Source organism: Pseudonocardia sp. CA-107938 (genome assembly GCF_050936315.1).
Lineage (GTDB): Bacteria > Actinomycetota > Actinomycetes > Mycobacteriales > Pseudonocardiaceae > Pseudonocardia.
The window spans coordinates 5,077,310-5,101,925 of the sequence record NZ_JBNJNA010000001.1; the positions used below are offsets into that span (position 1 = coordinate 5,077,310).

The 24,616-nt window shown below is 73.2% G+C and carries 28 protein-coding genes; 17 read left to right on the forward strand and 11 right to left on the reverse strand.

Annotation, left to right across the window (positions count from 1 at the left end; genetic code table 11):
- Positions 1-128: 128 nt before the first annotated feature.
- Complete coding sequence (gene mrf, locus ACQEVB_RS25125) at positions 129-1,256, reverse strand: ribosome hibernation factor-recruiting GTPase MRF (RefSeq protein ID WP_432975741.1); 1,128 nt, start codon at positions 1,254-1,256, stop codon at positions 129-131.
- 49 nt (positions 1,257-1,305) lie between these two features.
- Here mrf and rpmG point away from each other — a divergent pair, with 49 nt between their 5' ends.
- A complete protein-coding gene (rpmG, locus tag ACQEVB_RS25130; RefSeq protein ID WP_432975744.1) occupies positions 1,306-1,473 on the forward strand; it encodes a 50S ribosomal protein L33 in 168 nt (55 codons plus the stop codon).
- The gene (gene rpsN / locus ACQEVB_RS25135) at positions 1,473-1,778 is read left to right on the forward strand and encodes a 30S ribosomal protein S14 (protein WP_432975747.1); all 306 of its coding nucleotides are present in this window, start codon (positions 1,473-1,475) and stop codon (positions 1,776-1,778) included. Before rpmG ends, rpsN begins: the two co-directional genes overlap by 1 nt.
- A 45-nt stretch (positions 1,779-1,823) precedes the next feature.
- Here the strand turns inward: rpsN and ACQEVB_RS25140 are convergent, their stop codons facing one another.
- The 3 genes from ACQEVB_RS25140 to ACQEVB_RS25150 form a co-directional block, all read right to left on the reverse strand.
- On the reverse strand, positions 1,824-2,363 hold the full coding sequence (locus ACQEVB_RS25140; RefSeq protein ID WP_432975750.1) for an NAD(P)H-dependent oxidoreductase: 540 nt from the start codon (positions 2,361-2,363) through the stop codon (positions 1,824-1,826).
- Complete coding sequence (locus ACQEVB_RS25145; protein WP_432975753.1) at positions 2,360-2,872, reverse strand: flavin reductase family protein; 513 nt, start codon at positions 2,870-2,872, stop codon at positions 2,360-2,362. The genes ACQEVB_RS25140 and ACQEVB_RS25145 overlap by 4 nt, the downstream gene beginning before the upstream one ends.
- Before the next feature lie 250 nt (positions 2,873-3,122).
- Complete coding sequence (locus tag ACQEVB_RS25150) at positions 3,123-4,187, reverse strand: sigma-70 family RNA polymerase sigma factor (protein WP_432975756.1); 1,065 nt, start codon at positions 4,185-4,187, stop codon at positions 3,123-3,125.
- Between the two features lie 185 nt (positions 4,188-4,372).
- Between ACQEVB_RS25150 and ACQEVB_RS25155 the strand changes: the two genes are divergently transcribed.
- Complete coding sequence (locus ACQEVB_RS25155) at positions 4,373-6,073, forward strand: PHA/PHB synthase family protein (protein WP_432975759.1); 1,701 nt, start codon at positions 4,373-4,375, stop codon at positions 6,071-6,073.
- Between the two features lie 32 nt (positions 6,074-6,105).
- Entirely contained in the window at positions 6,106-6,525 is a 420-nt protein-coding gene (locus ACQEVB_RS25160; protein ID WP_432975762.1) for a helix-turn-helix domain-containing protein, read from the forward strand.
- A gap of 4 nt (positions 6,526-6,529) precedes the next feature.
- Here ACQEVB_RS25160 and dtd read toward each other — a convergent pair whose 3' ends face one another.
- Together dtd and ACQEVB_RS25170 are read right to left on the reverse strand one after the other, a co-directional pair.
- Positions 6,530-6,955, reverse strand: coding sequence for a D-aminoacyl-tRNA deacylase (gene dtd / locus ACQEVB_RS25165; RefSeq protein ID WP_432975765.1), 426 nt, complete (start codon positions 6,953-6,955; stop codon positions 6,530-6,532).
- 10 nt (positions 6,956-6,965) lie between these two features.
- A complete protein-coding gene (locus tag ACQEVB_RS25170) occupies positions 6,966-8,462 on the reverse strand; it encodes a DUF7059 domain-containing protein (RefSeq protein ID WP_432975768.1) in 1,497 nt (498 codons plus the stop codon).
- Between the two features lie 13 nt (positions 8,463-8,475).
- On the opposite strand from ACQEVB_RS25170, the gene ACQEVB_RS25175 reads away from it, so the two are divergent.
- Genes ACQEVB_RS25175 through ACQEVB_RS25185 form a run of 3 tightly spaced genes read left to right on the forward strand, consistent with a single transcriptional unit; the run spans position 8,476 to position 9,828 of the window.
- Positions 8,476-9,066 (forward strand): HhH-GPD-type base excision DNA repair protein, encoded by a 591-nt coding sequence (locus tag ACQEVB_RS25175; protein ID WP_432975771.1) that lies wholly within the window; start codon positions 8,476-8,478, stop codon positions 9,064-9,066.
- A gap of 2 nt (positions 9,067-9,068) precedes the next feature.
- Positions 9,069-9,509: an ArsR/SmtB family transcription factor gene (locus ACQEVB_RS25180; protein WP_432975774.1), complete on the forward strand. Its 441-nt coding sequence runs from the start codon at positions 9,069-9,071 to the stop codon at positions 9,507-9,509.
- A gap of 4 nt (positions 9,510-9,513) precedes the next feature.
- Positions 9,514-9,828, forward strand: coding sequence for a DUF3099 domain-containing protein (locus tag ACQEVB_RS25185; protein ID WP_432975777.1), 315 nt, complete (start codon positions 9,514-9,516; stop codon positions 9,826-9,828).
- A 99-nt stretch (positions 9,829-9,927) separates the two neighbouring features.
- Here ACQEVB_RS25185 and ACQEVB_RS25190 read toward each other — a convergent pair whose 3' ends face one another.
- Both ACQEVB_RS25190 and ACQEVB_RS25195 read right to left on the reverse strand, forming a co-directional pair.
- Positions 9,928-10,764 carry a carbohydrate kinase family protein gene (locus ACQEVB_RS25190; protein WP_432975780.1) on the reverse strand — a complete coding sequence of 279 codons (837 nt, stop codon included), beginning with the start codon at positions 10,762-10,764 and terminating at the stop codon, positions 9,928-9,930.
- The gene (locus ACQEVB_RS25195; RefSeq protein WP_432975783.1) at positions 10,761-11,660 is read right to left on the reverse strand and encodes a pseudouridine-5'-phosphate glycosidase; all 900 of its coding nucleotides are present in this window, start codon (positions 11,658-11,660) and stop codon (positions 10,761-10,763) included. Before ACQEVB_RS25195 ends, ACQEVB_RS25190 begins: the two co-directional genes overlap by 4 nt.
- An 82-nt stretch (positions 11,661-11,742) precedes the next feature.
- On the opposite strand from ACQEVB_RS25195, the gene ACQEVB_RS25200 reads away from it, so the two are divergent.
- The 4 genes from ACQEVB_RS25200 to ACQEVB_RS25215 all read left to right on the forward strand — a co-directional run bounded on the left by ACQEVB_RS25200 (position 11,743) and on the right by ACQEVB_RS25215 (position 15,247).
- Positions 11,743-11,991: a DUF3039 domain-containing protein gene (locus ACQEVB_RS25200; RefSeq protein ID WP_432975785.1), complete on the forward strand. Its 249-nt coding sequence runs from the start codon at positions 11,743-11,745 to the stop codon at positions 11,989-11,991.
- Between the two features lie 92 nt (positions 11,992-12,083).
- Positions 12,084-12,668: a class I SAM-dependent methyltransferase gene (locus tag ACQEVB_RS25205; RefSeq protein ID WP_432975788.1), complete on the forward strand. Its 585-nt coding sequence runs from the start codon at positions 12,084-12,086 to the stop codon at positions 12,666-12,668.
- Positions 12,669-12,809: 141 nt separating this feature from the next.
- Positions 12,810-14,534, forward strand: coding sequence for a DEAD/DEAH box helicase (locus ACQEVB_RS25210; RefSeq protein WP_432975791.1), 1,725 nt, complete (start codon positions 12,810-12,812; stop codon positions 14,532-14,534).
- A 272-nt stretch (positions 14,535-14,806) separates the two neighbouring features.
- Entirely contained in the window at positions 14,807-15,247 is a 441-nt protein-coding gene (locus ACQEVB_RS25215) for a hypothetical protein (protein ID WP_432975794.1), read from the forward strand.
- Positions 15,248-15,301: 54 nt separating this feature from the next.
- Here the strand turns inward: ACQEVB_RS25215 and ACQEVB_RS25220 are convergent, their stop codons facing one another.
- Positions 15,302-15,760, reverse strand: a complete 459-nt coding sequence (locus ACQEVB_RS25220) for an Lrp/AsnC family transcriptional regulator (RefSeq protein ID WP_432975797.1) — start codon at positions 15,758-15,760, stop codon at positions 15,302-15,304.
- Between the two features lie 79 nt (positions 15,761-15,839).
- On the opposite strand from ACQEVB_RS25220, the gene ACQEVB_RS25225 reads away from it, so the two are divergent.
- A complete protein-coding gene (locus ACQEVB_RS25225) occupies positions 15,840-16,886 on the forward strand; it encodes a Glu/Leu/Phe/Val dehydrogenase dimerization domain-containing protein (RefSeq protein ID WP_432975800.1) in 1,047 nt (348 codons plus the stop codon).
- Positions 16,887-17,011: 125 nt separating this feature from the next.
- Here the strand turns inward: ACQEVB_RS25225 and ACQEVB_RS25230 are convergent, their stop codons facing one another.
- A complete protein-coding gene (locus ACQEVB_RS25230) occupies positions 17,012-17,194 on the reverse strand; it encodes a DUF7455 domain-containing protein (RefSeq protein WP_432975802.1) in 183 nt (60 codons plus the stop codon).
- Between the two features lie 453 nt (positions 17,195-17,647).
- On the opposite strand from ACQEVB_RS25230, the gene ACQEVB_RS25235 reads away from it, so the two are divergent.
- Positions 17,648-18,496 (forward strand): EamA family transporter, encoded by an 849-nt coding sequence (locus tag ACQEVB_RS25235; RefSeq protein ID WP_432980549.1) that lies wholly within the window; start codon positions 17,648-17,650, stop codon positions 18,494-18,496.
- Positions 18,497-18,597: 101 nt separating this feature from the next.
- Here the strand turns inward: ACQEVB_RS25235 and ppk2 are convergent, their stop codons facing one another.
- Positions 18,598-19,521 (reverse strand): polyphosphate kinase 2, encoded by a 924-nt coding sequence (ppk2, locus tag ACQEVB_RS25240; RefSeq protein WP_432980552.1) that lies wholly within the window; start codon positions 19,519-19,521, stop codon positions 18,598-18,600.
- Positions 19,522-19,834: 313 nt separating this feature from the next.
- Between ppk2 and ACQEVB_RS25245 the strand changes: the two genes are divergently transcribed.
- The 4 genes from ACQEVB_RS25245 to ACQEVB_RS25260 all read left to right on the forward strand — a co-directional run bounded on the left by ACQEVB_RS25245 (position 19,835) and on the right by ACQEVB_RS25260 (position 24,562).
- The gene (locus ACQEVB_RS25245; protein ID WP_432975805.1) at positions 19,835-20,956 is read left to right on the forward strand and encodes a sugar ABC transporter substrate-binding protein; all 1,122 of its coding nucleotides are present in this window, start codon (positions 19,835-19,837) and stop codon (positions 20,954-20,956) included.
- 105 nt (positions 20,957-21,061) lie between these two features.
- Positions 21,062-21,835, forward strand: coding sequence for an ATP-binding cassette domain-containing protein (locus ACQEVB_RS25250; RefSeq protein WP_432975808.1), 774 nt, complete (start codon positions 21,062-21,064; stop codon positions 21,833-21,835).
- The gene (locus ACQEVB_RS25255) at positions 21,835-23,337 is read left to right on the forward strand and encodes a sugar ABC transporter permease (protein ID WP_432975811.1); all 1,503 of its coding nucleotides are present in this window, start codon (positions 21,835-21,837) and stop codon (positions 23,335-23,337) included. The genes ACQEVB_RS25250 and ACQEVB_RS25255 overlap by 1 nt, the downstream gene beginning before the upstream one ends.
- Before the next feature lie 31 nt (positions 23,338-23,368).
- Positions 23,369-24,562, forward strand: a complete 1,194-nt coding sequence (locus ACQEVB_RS25260) for an ROK family protein (RefSeq protein WP_432975814.1) — start codon at positions 23,369-23,371, stop codon at positions 24,560-24,562.
- The last annotated feature ends 54 nt before the right edge of the window (positions 24,563-24,616 follow it).

The following is a 24,616-nucleotide window of genomic DNA, read 5'->3' on the forward strand; positions in this document are numbered from 1 at the left end:
GTCCGGCGTGAGCGTCACCGGCCCTCCTCCGCGTCGGACCCTGCGCTGTCCGTGACGCGCTGCGTGTCCTCGCACGGGTCGGTGTGCCACCAGCCGAACGGGTCCGGCAGCTCCTGCCACGCGTCGGCTCACTTGGCGACCTCGGCGTCGTCGAGGAGCGCCCCGTGCAGCGCGGCGCGGATGGCGGCCGGGTCGGCGTCGCAGGTCAGGACGGTGAGCTCCTGCATGCGGTCGGCCCAGCGCGGGTGCCAGTGCAGGGCGGCCGCGGCCCGGCGCTCCGGTTCGGCGTGTCGCCAGGCGTCGTCGTCGGTGTCGAGCCACGTGCCGGCGTGCCCGATCTGCAGCCCGCCGCCCGCCGACTCCAGCCACAGCACGTCCGCGGGACGGGTGGCGAGCCAGATCCGGCCGCGCGCCCGGACGACGCCGTCGAGCAGGTGGTCGAGCGCCGCGTGCAGGCGCTCCGGGTGGAACGGTCGCCGGGCCGTGATCAGGGAGAGCGCGACGTCGGCGACGCCGGAGAGCGGCGGCTCGCCGGTGAGCAGCGGCGCGTGGACGGGGTCGGGCCGGCCGCGTCGGGCACCGGCGGGCAGGTGGCGCAGCAGCAGCTGCTCGTCCAGCTCGGTAGCGAGGACGGCGCGCGGGGCGAGCCGCGCGAGCGCGGCCTCGGTACGCAGGAGCTCCCACGCGCCGGCGCCCACGGGATCGACCACGAGGACGTCGGCGTACTCGGCCTGCTCCACGACGAGCTGCGCGACCGTGCGCTCGTCGTCGGGGACGCCGGCGAGGTCGGGCCGGTCCGCGACGTCGATCGTGCCGGTGGCGTCGGCCAGCCACGTGCCGCCGTCGAGGCAGGCCACGACGCCGAGCAGGTCGACGGTGCCGGTCTCCGGGCCGGTGACCGGGCCGGGGCCGCTCACGACGTGGAGCAGCGCGAAGCACACCTGCTCCGGCGTGAGGGCGGGGTCGAGGTGCAGCACCACGAGATCGACGTCCGGTCGGGCGCCGAGCGCGCGCACGACGGGCAGCACGTCCTCGCGCAGGGTGCAGCTGACGCAGCCGTGGTCGAGGCGGACGAGCGTGGTCTCGTCGCTGCCGGCGTGCCGGATCCGGCGGCGCAGGGCGCCGGTCGCGACCTCGCGCAGGTCGTGCTGCACGACCGCGGTTCTCGGCCGCAGCGCGCGCACGGCGGCGATCACCCGCTCGGCTCCGGCGGTGTGGGTTCCGGTGAGGACGACCAGATCGGTGCGGCGCGACATGCCGTGTACTCTAAATGAAAATGAAAGTCGTTAACGAGAGGGGAGTGCCGTGGCGCGCTCGACCGAGGTACGGCCGATCGTCAAGCTCCGGTCCACCGCCGGAACCGGGTTCACGTACGTGACCCGCAAGAACCGCCGCAACGACCCCGACCGGCTCGTCCTGCGCAAGTACGACCCGGTCGCCCGCCGCCACGTCGAGTTCCGGGAGGAGCGCTGATGGCCAAGCGGAGCAAGATCGCCGCGAACGAGCGCCGCCGCGCCGTCGTCGCGCGGTACGCCGAACGGCGGGCCGAGCTCAAGCGGATCGTCGCCCGCCCGTCGACCCCCGACGACGAGCGCGCGGCCGCGTGGGCGGAGCTGCGCCGCCAGCCGCGCGACGCGAGCGCGGTGCGGGTGCGCAACCGCGACTCCGTCGACGGCCGCCCGCGCGGGTACCTGCGCAAGTTCGGCGTCTCGCGGGTGCGGCTGCGCGAGCTCGTCCACGACGGGGCGCTGCCGGGCGTGCGGAAGTCGAGCTGGTGACGGAGCCCGGCTGATCGACGTCGCCTTCCTGCGGCTTCGCCGCCGTCAGATCTGGGGCGTGAGCGTGCTCAACGCCTTCGACCCGCCGACGGCGACGGCGAGGTCGGCCAGCGCCGCGCCGTGCGCCGCAGCCAGCGCCGCGTTCGCCTCGGTGAGCTCGGTGCGGCTGGAGTAGGCAGCGTGGTCGAAGTACAGGCCGGGGGAGAGCACCTGCACCGCGAAGAAGCTCGCCAGCACGTTGCGCAGGTCGTTCGCGGCGAGGAAGTGGTGGCCGCTCGCCCCGGTGAGCACGGTGGCCGCGACGGTGCCCCGCAGTGGGTCGGTCTGCTCGCCCCACTTGCCGCGCTCGGTGCGTTCCAGCAGGTCCTTGAGCTGCGCGCTGTACGTGGCGCGGAAGACCGGGCTGCCGAACACCACGCCGTCGGCCGCGGCGATGGCGGCGACCGCCTCCTCGGTGGTCACCTGCGACAGCTCGAGCAGCTCGGTGCGCTCGGCGCCCGTGCCGGCGAGCACCGCGGCGATCGCCGTGCTGGTGCGCCCGCCGGGCTCGGGCCCGCCGGAGATCCCGATGATCGAGAGCGTCATTCCCCTGCCTCCGGTCCGGCGGCCGCCGTGTACTGGCCGCGGTAGTACAGCAACGGCAACCGACTCGCGTCGGCACCGAGATCGACGACCTGGCCGATCGCGATCGTGTGGTCGCCGCCGTCGTGCTCGGCCCACAGCGTGCAGTCGATCCAGGCGCTCACGCCGTCGAGCAGCGGGGAGCCCGACGGCGCGGGCCGCCACCCGACGCCGGCGAACTTGTCGACGCCCGAGCGCGCGAACCCGACGCTGATGTCCTGGTGCTCGACGGCCAGCACGTTCACGCAGAACGTGCCGACCTCGCGGATCCGCGGCCACGTGGTGGACGTGCGGGCGGGGGAGAAGCTGACCAGCGGCGGATCGAGCGACAGCGAGGTGAAGGACTGACAGGTGAAGCCGAGCGGGCCGTCCGGGCCGGCTGCCGTGACCACGACGATCCCGGTGACGAAATGACCGAGCACCTCGCGCATCACCGCCGGCGAGACCGGGCCGGGCGGTGCACTTCCCGTCATGCCCTGACCCTAGGCGGGCCGCGCTGCCCCCACCAATCGGCCGTGGCGCCCACCACAGACCCGACGTGGATCCGGTCGAACCGATCGGCGGGACACGCGGACCCTTCACCGTGGGCTGACGCACGGCTACGGACGGATATGAATAACATTGTCCGGTCGGTCCGGGGGGCGTGGGAGCCCGACCCCGGGTCCGGCGCCACACGGGAGGGCCGCCGCGCACGCGGTGGCCCTCCTCACCGCTGACGTCGGATCAGCTCGCGTAGGCGCGGAGCCGATCGGCGCGCTCGCCGATGCGCAGCTTCGCCATGACCTCGCGCTCGATCTGGCGCACCCGCTCGCGGGACAGCCCGAAGCGGCGGCCGATCTGGTCGAGGGTGCGCGGCTGCCCGTCGTCGAGGCCGTAGCGCATGCGGATGACCAGCTGCTCGCGGTCCTCCAGCGTGGCCAGCACCCGGCGCAGGTCGTCCTGCAGCAGGTGCGAGATGACGGCCGTCTCGGCGTCGGTGGCCTCGCCGTCCTCGATGAAGTCGCCGAGCGGGGCCTCCTCGTCGGAGCCCACCGGCATGTCGAGGCTCACCGGGTCGCGGGCGTGGTCGAGCAGGTCGGCGATCTTCTCCTCGGGGATGCCGGACTCGGCGGCCAGCTCCTCGTGGGTGGCGTCGCGGCCCAGCTTCTGGTGCAGGTCGCGCTTGATCCGCGCCAGCTTGTTGACCTGCTCCACGAGGTGGACGGGCAGCCGGATCGTGCGGGCCTGGTCGGCCATGCCGCGGGTGATCGCCTGGCGGATCCACCACGTGGCGTACGTGGAGAACTTGAAGCCCTTGGCGTAGTCGAACTTCTCGACCGCGCGGATCAGGCCCAGGTTGCCCTCCTGGATGAGGTCCAGCAGCGGCATGCCGCGGCCGGTGTAGCGCTTGGCCAGCGAGACGACCAGCCGGAGGTTTGCCTCGAGCAGGTGGTTGCGGGCGCGGCTGCCGTCGCGCACGACGGCGCGCAGGTCGCGGGCGTACTCGCGGTCGAGGGTGGTGCCCTCGGCGGCCGCGGTCTCCAGCACGTGCTGGGCGAAGACGCCCGCCTCGATCCGCTTGGCCAGCTCCACCTCCTGGGCGGCGGTGAGCAGGGCCGTCTTGCCGATGCCGTTCAGGTACACGCGCACCAGGTCCGCTGCGGGGCTCTGGGCGTCGAGCTCGTCTGCGGTCAGCTCCGGGCGGGTGTCGACAGCGTCGGTGGCGCTGTCGACCTCGGACTCGGTACGCTGAGCCGGAATGGTCGCGCGGGCCGTCCGGGTGGGCCGGTCGGTCTGGGTGACTGTCATGTGGATGCGTTCCTCCCCTGGCTGGCTCGATGGGATGGCGGTGGCGGCCGCCTCGCACCGGGCCTTCATGGGGTAGAACGCACCCCTCCCGCCGATCGTTCCCGTTCGCCCCATCCGGGCTGCCGTGGTCTCAGTTACCCCTCAGGCGCGGGGATACTCCCTGGTCGGTGCGTCATCATGGGGACATGACGCAGCTCACCGAACCGTCGACGCCGGTGGCGTCCGGGTTCTCGGCCGCGTCGGTGCTGGACATGGTGGATCCCGGTGGGTTGCTCGACGCGGTCGCCGCCGCCGGGCGAGCCGCGCTGTTCGACCCGGCCGTCGTGGCCCGCGGGGTCACCGGCCTGGCCGCGGGCACGGTGAGCGCCGTCACGGCGGCGGTGGTGCGGGCCGCGGGCGGCAGCGCCGACGGGCCGGTCGAGCTGCCCGGCTCGACGCGCTACGCCGATCCGGCGTGGCAGCGCAACGCGCTCTGCTTCCTGCTGCGCCAGGAGCACGCGCTGCTGGCCAGGGCGCTGGCGGGCGTCACGGCCGAGCTGGACCTCCCGCCGCGCACGCGGGCCAAGGTGGCGTTCCTGCAGATGCATCTGCTCGCCGCGGCCGAGCCGGCGCACTGGCCCCTGACCAATCCCGTCGTCTTGCGGAAGGCACTGGAGACCGGCGGCGCCTCGGTGCTGCGCGGGGCCCGCAACGCCGTGCGTGACCTGCTCGTCGACGGTGGACCGCGACAGGTCGCCTCGGACCGGTTCACGATCGGCACCGACCTGGCGGCCACCCCCGGCTCGGTCGTGTTCCGCAACCGGCTGATCGAGCTGATCCAGTACGCGCCGCAGACCGGACGGGTGCATGCGGTGCCGATGCTGTTCTCGCCGCCGTGGATCAACAAGTACTACGTGATGGACCTGGCGCCCGGCCGCAGCCTCGTGGAACGGGCGGTGCGGTCCGGCCACAGCGTCTTCATGATCAGCTACCGGAACCCGGGCGCGGAGCTCGCCGGTCTGACGCTGAGCGACTACCTGGCGGAAGGCCCGCTCGCGGCGCTCGACGTCGTCGCCGACATCACCGGCGCCGAGCGCGTCGACCTGGTGGCGCTGTGCCTGGGCGGCACCCTGGCCGCCGCGACCGCCGCCTGGTGCGCCGCCCGTGGTGCCCAGCGCGTCCACTCGCTGACCCTGCTCAACACCCTGCTCGACTACACCGATCCCGGGATGCTCGGCGTGTTCACCGACGCCGACGCCGTCGACCGCCTGGACCGCGCCATGCACGCCACCGGCTACCTGCCCGGCACCCGGATGAAGGCCACGTTCGACGCGCTGCGCCCCGCCGAGCTCGTGTGGGGGCCGATCGTCTCCGGCTGGCTGCTCGGTGAGGACCCACCGGCGTTCGACCTGCTCGCGTGGAACGCCGACTCCACCCGCATGCCGGCCACCATGCACGCCGAGTACCTGCGCGAGCTCTACGTCGGCAACCGGCTGGCCGCCGGCACGCTCACCCTCGGCGGGCGGCGGCTGGACCTCGGCGCGGTTCGCGTCCCGGCGTACGTCGTCAGCGCGGAGGGCGACCACATCGCCCCGTGGACGTCCGTCCACGCCGGCGCCCGGCTCCTCGGGGGCCCGGTGCGCTTCGTGCTCTCCAACTCGGGGCACATCGCCGGCGTGGTGAACCCGCCGTCGCCGAGGTCGCGGCACCGGGTGGGGGACGCGCCGTTGCCGGCCGACCCGCAGGTCTGGCGCGCGGAGGCTGCGGAACGTCCGACGACGTGGTGGGACGACTGGACCCCGTGGGTGGCCGCGCGGGCCGGTGAGCTGCGCGAACCGCCACCGATGGGCAGCGCCCGCCATCCCGTGCTGGACACCGCGCCGGGTCGATACGTACGGGAGAGCTGACCGGTGCGTTCGGGACAGGCGAGAATGAACGCATGAGTGCGGCACGTGACGATCTCGGGGACGGCGCGGCGGGCCAGGACGATCCGCCGCCGTCCGGTTGGGCCGGGCAGATCAACGTGCTGGGCGACTTCATCCGCGCCCAGCGGCAGCTCGCCCGCCTGTCGCTGCGCGAGATGGCGGCGATGACGAGCGTGTCGAACGCGTACCTGAGCCAGATCGAGCGGGGCCTGCACCAGCCGTCGCTGAAGGTGCTGCAGTCGATCGCCGACGCCCTGCAGCTGTCCACGGAGCAGCTGCTCAGCCAGGCCGGCTGGCCGACCAGCCGCAAGAGCGACGCGACGCAGGACGCGCCCAGCACCGAGGACGTGATCCGGGCGGACCCGCGGCTGACCCCCGAGCAGCGGGCCGCATTGATCGGGGTCTACCGCAGCTTCGTCGAGAACTCCGCCTGACCGGTCAGACCTCCACCAGCACCGTGAACGGTCCGTCGTTCACCGACTCCACCGCCATCTTCGCGCCGAACACCCCGGTCGCCACCGTCGCGCCGCGCTCCCGCAGCGCCGCCACCGTGGCCTCGACGAGGGGGCGGGCCTGCTCCGGCGGCGCGGCGTCCACCCACGACGGGCGGCGGCCCTTGCGCGTCGCGCCGTAGAGGGTGAACTGGCTGACGACGAGCAAGGGCGCGCCGACCTCGGCGCACGAGCGCTCGTCGTTGAGGATCCGCAGCTCGTGCAGCTTGCGGGCCATGGTCGTGGCCTGGTCGGCGGTGTCCTCGCGGTGCACGCCGAGCAGCACCAGCAGGCCCGGCTCGGCGATCTCCCCGACGACCACGCCGTCCACCGTGACCGACGCGCGGGTCACCCGGGCCGCCACGGCCCTCACTGCGCTGCTCTCATGCCGGCACCAGCAGCCCGTGCCGCACCAGCTCCCGGACGGCCGGCAGCGACTCCGCCACCAGCGCGTCGGTGGGCCGGTCGTGGGCGAACGCGAGCAGCTCGACGACGTCGCCCAGCGGCAGCTCGCCGCGGCAGCCCGCGAGCAGCGCGGCGCCGGGTTCGTCCACCTCGTGACGCCAGCGCGGCCCGTCCATCCTGGCGACGGACGCGCCGGCCTCGGCCCACCCGGTCTCGCCGGGCTCGGACCACCGTTCCAGCACCACCCCGGGTGCGACGGCGAGCCGGGCGCCCAGCAGCTCGTCGTCGGCGGCGTGCGCGCGCAGCCAGTCGACGCGGTCGAGCCAGCCGGCGACCTCCGGCCCCAGCGGGTCGTCGACCGCACCCGGCAGGTCCTCCACCACCACCGTGCCCGGCCCGCGTTCGGGCACTCGCAGCGTGAGCATGCCGAACCCGATCGCCTCCACCCCAGCGACGTCGAGCCAGTCCAGCCACTCGGCGGCCCGTGCCCTGGTCGCGGGTGCCGCCGGGTCCAGCCCGGCGTCGCGCAACCAGGTGCCGACGTGCAGGGCGGGATCGGCGACCTCGCGCTGCAGGATCCACGCGTCGATCCCGTCTGGCAGCCACGACGTGACGCGTTCCGGCCAGTCCTGCCCGCGCACGTGCAGCCACGAGCCCAGCAGCTGGGCCACCCCGCCCGGGGCGAGGTGCCGCGGCAGGTCCGCGACCAGCGCCGTCAGGGCGTCGTCGCCCGCAGCACCGGAGTCGCGGTACACCAGCTCGACGCGGCCCGGCCCGGGCACGAACGGCGGGTTGGAGACGATCCGGTCGAACGTGCGGCCGGCGACCGGCGCCAGCCACGGGCCCTCCAGCAGCTCGACGTCGACGCCGGAGAGCGCGAACGTGGCCCGCGCGGTGGCCAGCGCCCGTGGTGCCAGGTCGGTACCCGTGACGGAGCCCGCGTGCCGCGTCGCGTGCAGGGCCTGCACCCCGCACCCGGTGCCGAGGTCGAGCACCGACCCGGCCGGGGTGCGCACGGTCGCCGCGGCCAGCGTCAGCGACGCCGCGCCCACCCCCGTGACGTGGTCGCGCTCCTGACGGCGCGCGTCGAGGTCCGAGACGACCCACCACGGCGGCCCGTCCTCCTCGGCGTACGGGCGCACGTCGAGCACGGCCTTCCAGCCGGGGCCGTCGCGGGCGATCAGGCCGGCCGCAGCGGCGTCGGCGGGGGAGCAGGGCGCGAGCGCGGCGGTCACGGCCGGGTCGGGCTCGGTGGCGCCGAGCAGCAGCAAGCGGACGAGGACGCCCAGCTCGCCGCCGTCGGCGGCGGCGCGGAACGCCGGCTCCGGCTCGCCCCGGCCGAGCGCTGCGTGCGCCGAGGAGCCGAGCAGCGCGCGCACCCCGTCCGGGGTGTAGCGGGCGCGCAGGAACGCGGTGCGCAACGCATCGGCGACGGCGGGTGACAGGTCGGGCAGCACGGCTGCAGTCTTGCGCACGGGGTGTTCTGGCATGATTCCCCAGGTGCCGCTCTCACTGAGCCAGGACGCCGACGCCGACGCGCTTCTCGACCGCGATCCGCTCGCGCTGCTGCTCGGCATGCTGCTCGACCAGCAGATCTCCATGGAGCACGCGTTCTGGGCGCCGTCCCAGCTGGCCGCCCGCCTCGGCGTCGACCACCTCGACGCCGCAGCGGTCGCCGCGCACGACCCCGACGACCTCATCGCGATCTTCGCCACACCGCGGGCGCTGCACCGCTACCCGCGGTCGATGGCCGGTCGGGTGCAGGCGCTGTGCGCCGCGATCGTCGAGCAGTACGACGGCGATGTCACCCGCATCTGGTCCGACGCCACCAGCGGCAAGCAGCTCTACGACCGCCTGGTCGCGCTGCCCGGGTTCGGCGCGCAGAAGGCGAAGATCTTCACGGCGCTGCTGGGAAAGCAGCGCGGGGTCACCCCGCCCGGCTGGCGGGAGGCCGCGGGCGACTACGGCCGCGACGGCGTGCACATGTCGGTGGCCGACGTCGTCGACGCCGCGTCGCTCGCGAAGGTGCGTGAGTACAAGCAGGCCGCGAAGGCAGCGGCGAAGGCGCAAAAGGGGTAACCGTGCACCAGATCCCGGAGACACGCCGTGACCTGCGGGTGATCGACCCGGATCAGGTCTGCGACGCCTCGGCCGTCATCGCCGATGCCGCCCAGGTGCGGCACGCGGCCGCCGTGCTCGACGGGCTCGGTGACGCGAACCGGCTGTCCATCCTGCTGGCGCTGCACCACGCGGGCGACCTGTGCGTGTCCGACCTGGCCGTGGCGGTCGGGATGAGCGACAGCGCCGTCTCGCACGCGCTGCGCCTGCTGCGGGCGCTCGGCATGGTGGAGGCGCACCGGCACGGCCGGCTCGTGCGCTACCGGGTGGCCGGCGAGCTGACCCGCCGCCTGCTCGACGTCGTCAGCCCCGGCGTGGTGGGCGAGCTCGAGCTGCACGCCCACGCGAGCTCCCATCCGCACCACGGGCCGGCGCGCGGGACACCCACACGAGTGGCACCATGAACCCGTGAGCGACGCACACGCGGAGAACCCGGTACTCATCACCGATGCCGCGCGCTCCTACGAGGACGAGCTGGCCACCCGCAAGCGCCGCTACAAGATCATGATGGGGATGCGCATCCCGTTCATGATCCTGGCCGCGATGTTCTACCAGGTCCCGTGGCTGGCGGTCACCCTGCTGGTCCTGTCGATCCCGCTGCCGTGGTGCGCCGTCCTCATCGCCAACGACCGGCTGCCGCGCAAGGCCGAGACCCCGCAGCGCTACCGGCCCGACCGGCCCGCGCTGGAGTCGCGCGAGCACCCGGTCATCGAGAGCCCGTAGGGCCGCAGCCGGACCTCGCAGCCGGACCTCGCAGACGTCGAGGCGTCGTCGCAGAGGTTCGGCCTCCTGCGAGGACACCCTCGCCTCTGCGAGGTGCGCTCACGGGCGGGCGCCCGGCCGCACCACGGCCTGCGCGCCGGCCGCGCAGCCGGCCCGCAGCGCGTCCTCGGGACCCGCGCCGGCCAGCCACGCCGAGAGCAGGCCGGCGTCGAACGCGTCGCCGGCACCCGTCGCGTCCACGACCTCGGCGGGCGGGGCGGGCACCGTCCAGCGGCCGCGGGCGTCCGCCCACGACGCGCCGCGCGGCCCGTCCGTCCAGGCCACAGCGCCGACGACGGCCAGCACTGTGTCGAGCCCACCCAGCGCATCCAGCTCGGCCGCGTTCGGCAGCAACAGATCGACATCGCGCACGAGCTGCAGGAACGTCCCGTCGAGCGCGGGGGCCACCTGCGGGTCGACCGACACGGTGGCTCCGCCGGCCCGGGCCGCGGCGATCGCGGCCAGCCCGGCCGGGCGGGAGGACGGGTCGAGCAGCACGTACCCGGAGACGTGCACGTGCCGCACCCCGTCCAGCGGCGGCAGGTCGGCCGGGACCAGCGCCGCGGCGGCGCCACGGTCCGACAACAGCGTGCGGTCGCCGTCGGACAGCAGGGCGACGACGGTCGCCGTCGGCAGCACGGGATCGACGGCCACCGCGGTCGTCACCCCGGCCGCGGCCAGGTCGGCGACGGCCGCGGCGCCGGCCGGGTCGTTCCCGACCCGCGCCACGAGCGTGACCGGGACGCCCAGGTGGGCGAGCCAGGCCGCCGTGTTGGCGCCGGCACCCCCGGCGAGCGTGCGGATCCGGGCCTTGACGTCCGCGCCGGGCACGGGTGGCACGTGCGGCGCCACCAGCACGTCGACGGCGATGTCGCCGACGACCAGCACCCGGGTCACGCGAGTGCCGCTGCCACCTGCGCCGCGAGCGCGACGTTGGCCCGCACGAGCGCGACGTTGGTGGCGAGGCTCGCCCCGCCGCTCGCGGTGTGGAAGTGCTCCAGCAGCGCAGGCGTGACGTCCTTGCCGCTGATGCCGCGCTCCGCGACCAGCGCGAGCCCGTCGGCCAGCAGCCGGTCGTGCAGCACCGCGTCGAGCTCGTCGGCTTCGGGGACGGGTTGGGCGAGCACCATGCCCGCCCCCGCGAACCCCCGATGCGCGTTCCACACCGCGGCGGCCTGCGCCGGCGTGTCGACCCGCCACGGCACGGGGTGGCCGGAGTCGCGCCGGTAGAAGCCGGGGAAGGCGTCGGTGCCGAAGCCGAGGACGGGCACCGAGTGCGTCTCCAGGACCTCCAGGGTGGCGCCGACGTCGAGGATCGACTTCACGCCCGAGCACACCACCAGCACCGGCGTGGTGGCGAGCGCGCCGAGGTCGGCGGACACGTCCCACGTCTCGCGGGCGCCGCGGTGCACCCCGCCCAGCCCGCCGGTCGCGAACACGTCGATGCCGGCGGCGGCGGCCAGCGCGGCCGTGGCCGCGACCGTGGTGGCGCCGTCGAGGCCCAGCCCGGCGGCCACGCCGAGGTCGCGGGCCGACAGCTTCGCCATCGGCGTGCCGCACACCCGGTCCAGCTCGTCGGGGCCGAGCCCGATGCGCGGCACCCCGTCGAGGACGGCGATCGTCGCCGGCACCGCACCGTGCGCGCGCACCACCTCCTCGAGCTCGGTGGCTGCCGTCCGGTTGGTGGGGGCGGGCAGCCCGTGGGCGAGGATCGTGCTCTCCAAGGCGACGACCGGCTGGCCGGCGTCGAGGGCGGCGGCCACTTCGGCCGAGGGTGTGGGTGTGATCGTCATGGCAGCGGAGACGATACGGCCCGCAGGGTGGTCGGAGTCGTCCGAGTGGGGCTCCGACCGGGAGTGATGCATCATGGTGGGCATGGCCACGCAGGTGCTTCCCGACACCGACACGCGTCCCGACGCGACCGACTCGACGGGTGACGACTCGCCGAAGATGTTCCACTACGTCAAGAAGTCCAAGATCGCGGAGAGCGCGGTGCTGGGCAACATGGTGGTGGCCCTGTGCGGCGAGACGTTCCCCGTCACGCGCTCGCCGAAGCCGGGGTCGCCGGTCTGCCCGGACTGCAAGAAGATCTACGAATCCCTTCCCCCGGGCGGCGGGTCCTGACCGGAGGGCCGGAGGCTGCCCGTTCGAAGGCGGTCGCACCGGCGGGTGCAGGGGTCCTCCGGGGGTGGTTGTACGACCGCCTGATCGTCGGCATGACCACCGACTGGTACCGCGAGGTGCTGCAGCGGTTGCCCGACGGCGCGCGCGTGCTCGACGTCGGCATCGGGACGGGAGCGGCCCTCGCGCGCTCGGCGGCGCTCGTCGAGGAGAAGCGGCTGGAGATCGTCGGGCTCGACATCGACGCCGACTACCTCGACCGCTGCCGCCGCAACGTGGCCGAGGCCGGCCTGACGGACCGGGTGCACCCGGTGCTGGCATCGGTGTACGACCACACCGGCGGCCCCTACGACGCGGTGTACTTCAGCGCGAGCCTGATGCTGCTGCCCGACCCGGTGGCGGCGATCCGCCACGTCGGGACGCTGCTCGCGCCCGGTGGGCGGGTCTTCGCGACGCAGACGTTCAACCATCGCCGTTCCAAGTTCGTCGAGTGGGCCAAGCCGGTGCTGCGCCACCTCACGACGATCGAGTTCGGCCAGGTCACCTACGAGCCGGAGTTCCGGGCGGCGTTCGCGGAGGCCGGGGCCGAGCTGCTGGAGCTGTCGATCATCAACGGTTCGCGGCTGTTCTCCCACCGGCTCGCCGTGGCGGTGCCGGGGGCGGCCCCGCGGGCGGCCTGAGCTGGGCCGTCCCGGCGCTACCACGGCTCCCCGATCGAGGGGCGCTGCGGGGCTCGACGAGGCCGCGAACGGCCCGGGTTAACCTCAGATCCGCTCCAGCGCTGGGGCTCGGATCTGTCGTCGAGCGAGTCAGGGAGACGTGTGTCCCAGGCCTTCCAGATCGCCCAGCAAGGTTCGAGCGGGGGGCGCCCGCTGCGGGCCTGGCAGCGCACGGCGCTGGCGCGGTACCTGGCTGCCGCGCCGCAGGACTTCCTGGCGGTGGCGACGCCGGGAGCAGGGAAGACGACGTTCGCGCTGCGCGTCGCGAGCGAGCTGCTCGCCGACCGCGTCGTCTCGAACGTGACGATCGTCGCACCCACCGAGCACCTGAAGCACCAGTGGTCGAACGCGGCCGCGCAGGTCGGCATCGCGATCGACTCGGACTTCCGCAACTCGACGGGCTCCACGTCGAGCGACTACACCGGCATCGCCGTCACCTACGCCGGGGTGGCCTCGCACCCGCTGCTGCACCGCGCCCGGACGGAGAACCGGCGCACGCTGGTGATCCTCGACGAGGTGCACCACGCCGGCGACGCCCGCTCGTGGGGCGAGGCCGTGCGGGAGGCGTTCGAGCCGGCCGCCCGCCGACTGACGCTCACCGGTACCCCGTTCCGCAGTGACGACAACCCGATCCCGTTCGTCGACTACCTGCCCGACGGCGACGGCGCGCTGCGCAGCCGGGCCGACCACGCGTACGGCTACGCGGAGGCGCTCGCCGACGGCGTCGTGCGGCCGGTGGTGTTCCTCGCCTACTCGGGGGTGTCGAGCTGGCGCACCAGCGCGGGGGAGGAGTTCACCGCGCGGCTGGGCGAGCCGATGACGGCCGAGCAGACCGCCCGGGCCTGGCGCACGGCGCTGGACCCCGGCGGCGAGTGGATCCCGGCCGTGCTGCGCTCGGCCGACCGGCGCCTGGACAGCCACCGCAACGGCGGCATGGCCGACGCCGGCGGGTTGGTGATCGCGTCCGACCAGACCACGGCCCGCGCGTACGCGGCGATCCTCACCGAGATCACCGGCACACCGCCGGCGCTGGTCCTGTCCGACGAGGCCGGGGCGTCGGCGCGGATCGCCCGCTTCTCCGAGTCCGACGAGCGATGGATGGTCGCCGTGCGGATGGTGTCGGAGGGCGTGGACGTGCCGCGGCTCGCCGTCGGCGTCTACGCCACCAGCGCGTCCACCCCGCTGTTCTTCGCGCAGGCCATCGGCCGGTTCGTGCGGTCGCGGCGTCCGGGGGAGACGGCGTCGGTGTTCCTGCCGAGCGTGCCCGTCCTGCTCGGGCTGGCGAGCGAGCTGGAGGCGCAGCGCGACCACGTGCTGGGCAAGCCGCACCGCGCCGACGAGACGTGGGACGACGAGCTGCTCGCCGCCGCGCAGCGCCAGCAGGACGAACCCGGCGAGGAGGAGAAGGCGTTCACCGCGCTCGGCGCCGAGGCCGAGCTGGACCAGCTGATCTACGAGGGCACGTCCTTCTCCGCCGACGAGGAGGACTACCTGGGCCTGCCCGGCCTCCTGGAGCCCGACCAGGTGCGCACGCTGCTCAACCAGCGCCAGCAGGAGTGGATCTCCCGTGGCCGCACGCGGAAGGCGCCCGAGCCGGAGAAGGCGCCGCCGCCGTCGGAGCAGCGGGCCGGGATGTCGGTGCGCGAGCGGATCAGCGCGTTGCGCCGCGAGCTGAACACGCTCGTCGCGCTGGAGCACCACCGCACCAAGAAGCCGCACGGCGCGATCCACAACGAGCTGCGGGCCAAGTGCGGCGGCCCGCCCACCGCCATGGCGACGATCGAGCAGCTCGAGGAGCGCATCGCCACGCTGCGGTCCTGGAAGTAGACCGGCTCGTCCCGTCGCGGTGAGCCTTCCCGACGAGCGGTGTACCGGGCCGGCAGCGGATGAGTGGACGTCTGCCGATGGCGACTGAACGTCGTTCCGCCCTCGTGCCGCCAATCCTTTCGGTCGGCCCTTCGGTGGATGCCGTATCGCCCCGCGCCGGTCGGGCGGCGCATCGTTCTCCTGCCCCGGCGCACCACCAGGGATCGTCCTTCCCGTCGGGGAGGGCAGAACCGTCGCCTCGCCCGGGATCCGCTCGAGATGGGAAGGCCTCCATGACCGGATTTGCGCCTGCACCGACCTTCGTCGGCTTCGAACGCCAGTTCCACGTCGTGACGGACCTTGGATCCGGGAAACGGGGATACGTCATCACCGGCACCGCCAGAATGCAGTTCAAGGCGGCCGGACAGGACTGGTCTCGTGGTTCGATCACGTTCGACGTCCCCGTCCCGGAGCTCGCGCCCGGCATGGGGCTGCGCCTGATCTACTGGGCGCCGCTGGTCACCCTGGCGGCTGTGTCCAACGACAGCGTCGCCACTGACGCGGGCTGGGCGGTCGACCGGTTCGACCTGCTCATGACGCACCTGTGCCGGCGGTTCGTCACGGTGAAAGCGGACGTGGCCGTCCGCGACGCCGATGGTTGGATGTGGCGCCTCGGCTACTCCGTGAACCTGGTGGGTACTCCAGCCCCTGAGAGCGGACCCGACGTCCACTGAGTTCGGGCTGCCGACTCGCGATCGATGCGAGGCTCGCCGAGTCGGGAGGTGGGTCTACTCCGGCAGCGCCGCGATCGCCGACGTGCGGGCGTGCCGGTAGACCACGGACGTGCGGAAGCCGGCCACCTCCTTGCGCCTGCTCAGCTTGTCGATGAGGAACCCGTGCAGCCGTTCGACGTCCTGCACGGCGACGTGCAGGACGAAGTCGTCGCTGCCGGCGAGGCAGAACACCGACAGCACCTCCGGCAGGCCCTCCGCGAAGTCCTGGAAGGCGTCGATGACCGGCCGGTGCAGCGGTCGCACCTGCACCGACACCAGCGCCTGGACGGTGCGTCCGAGCGCGCGCAGCGACACTTCGGCGTGGTAGCCGCCCAGCACGCCGCGGCGGGTCAGCGAGCGGACCCGTTCCAGCGTGGTGGAGGCCGCCACCCCCAGCCGGCGGGCCAGCTCGCGGTTGGTCTGCCGGGCATCTCGCTGCAGTTCCGCGACGATCGCCGAATCAAGCTCGTCCATGGACGCTCATTCTGCCCTGCTGCCGATCATACGGTCGGATCACGGCCTGATGACCGACTGATCGACCTACCGTCCAGCCATGCTTCCGAACGAACTGCCGCACGAAGAGCTGCTCGTCCGGCGCGGGCGCCGGTCCGGGATCACCATCGCCGTCGCGGTGCACTCCACCGCGCTCGGGCCGGCGCTGGGCGGCTGCCGGATCTGGCGCTACCCGTCCTGGACCGACGGCGTGGCCGACGCGCTCCGCCTCGCCGAGGCGATGACGGCCAAGGCGGCCATCGCCGGGCTGGCCCACGGCGGCGGCAAGACCGTGGCCGCGCTGCCGCCCGGCACCGTGCTGGACGTGGACGGGCGCCGCGCGCTCCTGCTGGACATCGGTGACGCCGTCGACGCGCTCGGCGGCCGCTACTGGACCGGGCCCGACGTCGGCACCGGACCGGCCGACATGGCCGTCGTGGGGGAGCGGACCGAGCGGGTGTTCTGCCGTCCCGAGGCCGACGGCGGCACCGGTGACTCGTCACCGGCGACCGCCGACGGCGTGCTGGCCGCGCTGGAGGTCCTCGGCCGCCGGCTGGACGCGGACCGGGGCCTGGCCGGGCTCCGGGTCGCCATGTCGGGGCTCGGCCACGTGGGGACGCTCGTGGCCCGCCGGCTGGCTGCTGCGGGCGCACGGCTGGTCGTGTCGGACATCGACCCGACCCGACGGGCGGTGGCGCAGGAGTGCGGGGCGGACTGGGCGGACCCCGAGGAGGTGCTGGTGGCCGACGTCGACGTGCTCGTGCCGGCGGCGCTCGGCGGGCAGCTGACCCCGGAGCTGGTCGACCGCCTGCGCTGCCGAGCGGTGGCAGGGCCGGCGAACAACCAGCTGGCGGCCGACGCCGTGGCCGACCTGCTGCACGCGCGGGGGATCGTCTGGGCGCCGGACTACCTGGTCAGCGCCGGTGGCGTCGTGGGGACCACGGCCCGCGAGATCGACGGGCTCGGGCCGCACGAGGCCCGTGCACGGGTCCGCGGCATCGGCGAGACGCTCGACGCGTTGCTGGACGAGGCCGCAGAGCGCGGCGAGAGCCCGCACCGCACGGCGCAGCGCCGGATCACCGAGCGGCTGTCCGCCGTGCCGGCCTGACGGGGTCGGTACGACGACGGGGCGGCCACCCGTGAGTGAGTGTCCGCCCCGTGGTCGTCGTTACCCGTCAGTGCCTTCCTGGGCGCCTCCGGCGCATCCCCTTCGGGGAACGCCGTCGGCGCAGATCAGGAGTTCTGCACCTGCGCCTGCATCTCCTTGAGCTTGTCGGCGTGCGCTCGCCCGTGGTGGCCGCAGAAGAGCAGCTCGCCGCCGGACGGGAGCACGGCCCGAACCTTCGCGGCAGCGCCGCAACGGTCGCAGCGGTCGGCAAGGGTCAGCTCCGGCCGGGTCAGGGTTCCAGGCTGCATAGCGGTCTCCCTCTCCATCGGGTGGGGGGCGGGAGGGCCCTCCACCGTCCTGTGACGACCGCTTGCGCGGTAGTCCCACACTCCCAGACGTCAGACACCCCTGCACGTGTTCCCGGGGCGCGTCGCGACGACCGTCACGTCGTCGAGATCGCTCGAGATCCACCCTGCTCAGATCCAGCTCAGAGACCGGGTGACGCCCCGATGACCGTTTGCAGATTCAGTTGGCTTGCTTTACCCACCCCGGGCCTCCTTCGTCGGCCCTGCCGTCCCCCGGGGTTGACTACGGGTGAATCATGCGTGCCCCCGGTGAGGGACCGCAAGCGGTGACGTGTTAACAGTGATGACCGTGCCACCGGACGTCGACTACGCAGCGCAATCGTGCCAGGGAGCGTGACGAGCGGCGTGGGAAGCCGGGTCCCGGCTCCCGCGCTGTTCGTCGTGGGCGCCGTCTCGATGTACGTCGGGGCGGCGCTCGCGGTCGGACTGTTTGATCGACTATCGCCCACCGTGGTCGCCGTGTTACGCGTCGTGTCGGCGGGATTGGTGTTGTTGATCTGGATCCGGCCGCCGCGCGCGGCGTGGCGCTGGCCCGCGCTGCGCCGCGCCGGGGCCTACGGCCTGGCCACCGCGCTGATGAACATCGCCTTCTACGAGGCCATCGCGCGGCTGCCGCTGGGCACCGCGGTGGCGCTGGAGTTCGTCGGTCCGATCGTCGTCGCGGCGGTGGCCACACGCCGCCTTCGCGACGTCGGCGCGCTGCTGCTCGCTGCCGCCGGGGTCGTCCTGATCGCCGACGTGCAGTGGGCGGGCAGCGCGGCCGGAGTCGTGTGGGCCCTGGTGGCAGCGGGTATGTGGGCTGCGTACATCGTTCTCGGCAAGCGCGTGGCGACCGCCGGCAACGGGTTCGACGACATGGCCGTCGGGTTCACGGCGGCGTCGGTGGTGCTCTGTCCACTGCTGCTCATCGGTGGCCCGGTCGGGCTGGCTCCGCTCGCGTCCCCGGTGGTGCTGCTGGTCGCGGTCGGCGTCGGAGTGCTGTCGAGCCTGCTGCCCTACGCGCTCGACCAGATCGTGCTGCGCCGGCTCGGCCGTGGCCGGTTCGCCGTGCTGCTGGCCCTGCTGCCGGCCACCGCCACCGTGACCGGGCTGGTGGCGCTCGGGCAGGTGCCCGGACCGCTCGAGGCGATCGGGATCGCGGCCGTGGTCGCCGCCGTCGCCCTGCGGTCGCGGGACGGCGACCAGGGTGCCGGGGACGGTCCGGGCGGGATCACCGGCGGCGAACCCGTCGAGGGCCGTTCGTGAGATGGTCACGCTGAGTAGTACCTGAGGGGGTGGCTCAGCGTGGCGCACGCGACATCCGGTCGGGTGATCTCATGACGTTCGGGTGAACAGTTCTGGCGATCTCATGCCGGGTGCACCGGCGTGCCGAGCGCCGGGAACCGGCCCGGTTCCTCGCCGTGCTCGAAGAGCGACGCGGCCGGTCCGACGATCCGCGGATCGGGGTCGGTGGCCACGTCGAGGTCCTTGCGGGGGTAGTCGAACTGGCGCAGGACGAACCGCATCGCCTCCAGCCGGGCCCGCTTCTTGTCGTTGGACTTGATCACCGTCCAGGGGGCGTCGGCGGTGTCGGTGTAGAAGAACATCGCCTCCTTCGCCTCGGTGTAGGCGTCCCACTTGTCCAGGGAGGCGAGGTCCATCGGGCTGAGCTTCCACTGCCGGACGGGGTCGACCTGGCGGATCGTGAAGCGGGTGCGCTGCTCGTTCTGCGACACGGAGAACCACAGCTTGATCAGGTGGATCCCGCTGCGCACGAACATGCGCTCCAGCTCGGGGGCCTCGCGCAGGAACTCCATGTACTGCTTGGGCTCGGTGAAACCCATCACCCGTTCGACGCCGGCGCGGTTGTACCAGCTGCGGTCGAACAGGACGATCTCGCCTGCGGCGGGCAGGTGCGCGATGTAGCGCTGGAAGTACCACTGGCTCTGCTCGCGCTCGGACGGCTTCTCCAGTGCCACCACCCGCGCCCCGCGCGGGTTGAGGTGCTCCATGAAGCGCTTGATGGTGCCGCCCTTGCCCGCGGCGTCGCGCCCCTCGAAGAGGATCACGATCCGCTGGCCGGTCTCCTTCACCCAGTTCTGCAGCTTGAGCAGCTCGATCTGCAGCAGTCGCTTGACCTGCTCGTACTCCGCGCGCTGCAGCCGGTGGTCGTACGGGTAGCCCTCGCGCCAGGTGTCGATGTGGGCGCCGTCGGGGCCGAGCAGCACGGGATCGTCGTCGTCGCCCTCCTCCACGCGGAGGTTGGCGTGGTCGGCGAGGAGTGCCTGCAGGTCGGCAGTCTGATCGGCGGGGAACGTCACGCGCGCACGATCGCTCCTCGACGTGTCGGGCGGGTGAACGGCGGGCGACGTCGAGGGGTGCGGGCGGATGAGCGATCGGCGTGCGGCCGAACGGCGGCGTGGCACGTCCCATCGGCGCTCGCGACAACAAACTCGATCCCGTGTGACCGAATAGTTACCTTCTCGTCTCCTCTTTACCGATCCAGTGTGCTTGGCGACACGGCCCTCGGGGCCATACGTTGCCGCTCACAACATTTACCCGTCTCGGCGGGAACTCTCCCCGACGCTGTGGAAGGAACGACACATGCGCCTCAAGAACACTGCGCTCGCGGTGGCGGGAATGGGCATGGCCCTCGCCCTCGCCGCGTGCGGCCAGAACGCCGCCCCGTCGGGCGGAGCGGCCCCCTCGGGTGGCGCCGCTCCCGCGGGAGGCGTGAAGGTCGGTGTGATCCTGCCGGAGACCGACAGCTCCGCCCGCTGGGAGGGCTTCGACAAGCCCCTGCTCGGCGCCGCGATGAAGGCCCAGGGCCTCGACGCCGACATCCAGAACGCGCAGGGCGACGTGCAGAAGTTCTCCACCCTCGCCGACGGCATGATCGCCAGCGGGGTGAAGGTGCTGGTCATCGCCTCCATCGACGGCGAGTCGGGCGCCGCCGTGGCGGCGAAGGCGAAGGCACAGGGCATCCCGGTCATCGACTACGACCGGCTCAACCTCGGTGGTACGAGCGAGTACTACGTCTCGTTCGACAACGTGAAGGTCGGCGAGCTGCAGGGCACCGGCCTGAAGGACGCGCTCACGGGCAAGGCGGGCGCCCAGGTCATCGAGATCGAGGGCGCGCCCACCGACAACAACGCGACGCTCTTCTACAACGGCCAGCAGAACATCCTCAAGCCGCTCTACGCCGACGGCTCGCTGAAGCTGGTGCGCAGCCAGCCGATCGAGAAGTGGGACAACCAGATCGGCGGCCAGACGTTCGAGCAGATCCTCACCGGCAACGGCGGCAAGGTCGACGGCGTCCTCGCCGCCAACGACGGCCTCGCCGGCGCGATCATCACGGTGCTGCAGAAGTACGGCCTCAACGGCAAGGTGCCGGTGACCGGCCAGGACGCCACCCCGGACGGCCTGCAGGCCATCCTGCGCGGCGACCAGTACATGACCGTCTTCAAGGAGATCAAGCTGGAGGCGGAGGCCACCGCCAAGCTCGCGGCCGCGCTGGCCAAGGGCGACACCAAGGCCGCGGACGCCGCCGCCACGGCCACCACGGACGACCCCAAGGGCAACCGCAAGGTCAAGTCGGTGCTGCTGACCCCGGTGCTGGTCACCAAGGCCAACGTCAAGGCCGTGGTCGACGCCGGCCAGGTCAAGGCCTCGGAGATCTGCGTGGCCGCCACCCAGGCCGCCTGCGCCTCGGCGGGCATCAAGTAACCCGCTGACCTGCAGGTAGTCCAACCAGGTCCCCGGTGCGGGCGCGTCGCGATCCGGCGCGCCCGCATCGGCTCGATCCCTACACGTGAGAGCTGAAGGAACCCCGTGACCGAACCGATCCTCGCCCTGCATGGGGTGAACAAGAGCTTCGGCGCCGTCCAGGTGCTGCACGACGTGGACTTCACGGTGCGCGCCGGTGAGGTCACCGCACTGGTCGGTGACAACGGCGCGGGCAAGTCCACGCTGGTCAAGTGCGTCGCCGGCATCCACCCGATCGACAGCGGAGAGATCCTCTTCGACGGGTCGCCCGTGAGCATCACCTCGCCGACCGACGCGTCGCGGCTCGGCATCGAGGTCGTCTACCAGGACCTCGCGCTGGCCGACAACCTCGACATCGTCCAGAACATGTTCCTCGGCCGCGAGCGCGGCAGCGGCTGGATGCTCGACGAGGCCGACATGGAGCAGGCCGCGCGCCGCACCCTCGCCTCGCTGTCCGTGCGCACCGTCACCTCGGTGCGGATGCCCGTCTCGGCCCTGTCTGGCGGGCAGCGCCAGACGGTGGCCATCGCCAAGGCGGTGCTCTGGGACTCCAAGGTCGTCATGCTCGACGAGCCGACCGCCGCGCTGGGCGTCGCCCAGACCCGGCAGGTGCTCGACCTCGTGCGCCGACTCGCCGAGCAGGGTCTCGGCGTGGTGCTGATCAGCCACAACATGGCCGACGTGTTCGAGGTGGCCGACCGCATCGCCACCCTCTACCTCGGCCGGATGGTCGCCGACGTCGCCGCCAAGGACGTCACCCACTCCCAGGTCGTCGAGCTCATCACGGCGGGCCGGTCCGGCGACCTCGGCCTCGCCCGTCCCGAGGCGGTGATGATCTGATGGCCAACCTGGAGAAGACCGAGTCGACCGGTACGACCGAGACGACCGAGAAGGCCGCGCCCCAGGGTGCCGCGGAGAAGGCCGCCCCGGCCGCGCTGCGGTCGGAGGACTTCGGCATCGACACCACCGCCCGCACCACGGGCGAGGCGATCCGCGACTACGTCAAGAACCTGCGCAACGGCGAGCTGGGCGCGCTGCCGGCGCTCGCCGGGCTGTTCGCCCTGTTCATCCTGTTCTGGCTGCTGGACTCGCTGCTCCCGCAGGGCAGCGGCGGCACGTTCATCAGCCTGGGCAACCTCGCCAACCTGCTGCAGCAGGGCGCCGGCCCCACGATCATCGCGATGGGTCTGGTCTTCGTCCTGCTCATCGGCGAGATCGACCTGGCGGCCGGTACCGCCTCGGGCGTCACCGCCGCCGTGATGGCCCTGCACCTCGTGCGCGACGGCAACCTGCTCGGCTCGCTCGGCTACACCGTCTTCGGGCTGTTCGCGCTGATCATCATCGTCGCGATCGTGCTGGCGCTGGTGGTGCGGATCTGGGCCGCGGCCGCGTTCTCCGTGCTGGCGCTGCTCCTGCTGCTCATCGGGTTCCCGCCCAACGCGTGGCTGGAGATGCTCTTCGCCATCACCGTCGGCATCGTGCTCGGCACCATCACCGGCTACCTCGTCGCGAAGGTCGGCATGCCGTCGTTCGTCGTGACGCTGGCGCTGTTCATCGCCTGGCAGGGCGTGCTCCTGCAGTTCATCGGCGAGGGCGGCACCCTGGGCCTGCGCGACCCCGTCCTGTTCGCGGTCGCCAACGGGAACCTGCCCACGCTCGGCAGCTGGATCCTGTTCGTGATCGCCGCGGGCGGCTACGCCGCGGTGCTGCTCAACCGGCAGCGTTCCCGGCGCAAGCTCGGCCTGGTCGCGCAGCCGACCGGGCTGGTGCTGCTCAAGGTCGGCGCGGTGGTCGTGCTCGGCGCGATCGCCACCGTCCTGCTCACGGTCAACCGGTCGCCGGGTTCGATCATCATCTCCGGCGTGCCCTACGTGGTGCCGATCGTGCTGGTCCTGCTGGTCATCGGCACGTACGTGCTCGACCGCACCCGGTTCGGCCGGCACGTCTACGCCGTCGGCGGCAACCGGGAGGCCGCTCGCCGGGCCGGCATCGACGTCGTGCGCATCCGGGCCGCGGTGTTCATCATCGCCGCGGCCATGGCCGCGATCGGCGCCATCGTCTACTCGTCGAAGGTCGGCTCGGTGTCCCCGACCGCCGGTGGCGGCAACACCCTGCTGTTCGCCGTCGGCGCCGCGGTCATCGGTGGCACGTCGCTGTTCGGTGGTCGTGGCCGGTTGAGCAACGCCGTCATCGGTGGCGCGGTGCTCGCGACCGTCCAGAACGGGCTGGGGCTGCTCAAGCAGCCGTCCGCGGTCGTGTTCATCGTCACGGGCCTCGTGCTGCTGCTCGCAGCCGGAGTTGACGTAGCGTCGCGTCGCCGATCGGCGACGGCGACCCGCTGAACCGACCGCAGGGGAAGCGAGGGACCACACCATGAGCCGGGCCTGGGGGGCCAACGGGGTACCCGCCCTCGCCGCCGGTGCCCGGCCCGACGAGGTCCGGCGGCACAACCGCGCGGCGCTGCTGCGCAGGTTGCACGTCGCAGGGCCGTGCACGCGGGCCACGCTGGCCAGCGAGCTCGGCCTCAACCGCAGCACGATCAAGGCGGTCGTCGACGGGCTCGCCGAGTCCGGCGTGGTCACGGAGGCCGTCCCGGCGCAGCGCACCGGCGCCGGGCGGCCCTCGCTCATGGTGATCCCCGACCCGGAGGCGGCGGCCGTGCTGGCCGTCGACGTCCGGGTCGACCAGGTCGCGCTCGCGATGGTCGGCATCGGCGGGCAGATCCTCGGCCGACACAGCTGGAACCTCCACCGCCGCACCCGCACCCCCGGCGAGGTGATCACCCACATCTCCGAGTCGGCGCAGCTGCTCGCCGACGAGGTGGCGCTCCCCGCGCAGGGGGTGGGCGTGTCGGTGCCCGGCGTCGTCCGGCGCGACGACGGGTGGGTGCACGAGGCGCCCAACCTCGGCTGGCGCGACGTCGCCGTCGGGGCCCGGCTCGGCGCCGTGCTCAAGGTGCCGGTGCAGGTGGCCAACGATGCCGAGCTCGGCGCGCTCGCCGAGCACGTCCGCGGCAACGCCCGCGAGCTCACCGACATCGTCTACATCTCCGCGGAGCGCGGCGTCGGCGGCGGCGTCATCTCCGGCGGCGCCCCGCTGCGCGGTGCTCGCGGCTACGTCGGCGAGCTGGGGCACATCCCCATCCGCCCTGGCGGGCGGCCCTGCTACTGCGGGTCCCGCGGGTGCTGGGAGACCGAAGTGGGGGAGGCGGCGCTGTGCCGGGCACTCGGCCTCCCCGAGACGTCGACGCGCGGCGTCATCGTGGCCGAGCTGCGGTCGCTGGCGGCCGACCCGATGCCGGGCCCGCTCGACGAGTACGTCGAGTGGCTCGTCGCCGGGCTCGTCGGGGTCGTCAACATGATGGCCCCGGAGATGGTGGTGCTCGGCGACCTCTACACGGCGCTCCCCGACGCCGTCGTCGACCACGTGCGCCGGCAGGTGCGCGAGCGCAGCCTGGTCAGCCGCGCCACCGGCGGTACCCGCATCGAGACCAGCCCCCTCGGCCGCGACGCCAAGCTGGTCGGGGCCGCGGAGCTGGCGTTCGAACCGGTGCTGGGCGCGGTCTGACGCCGCGCCGGCTCGGCGAGTCGCGCGTTCCGCCGGGTCACGTCCACGGGAGTG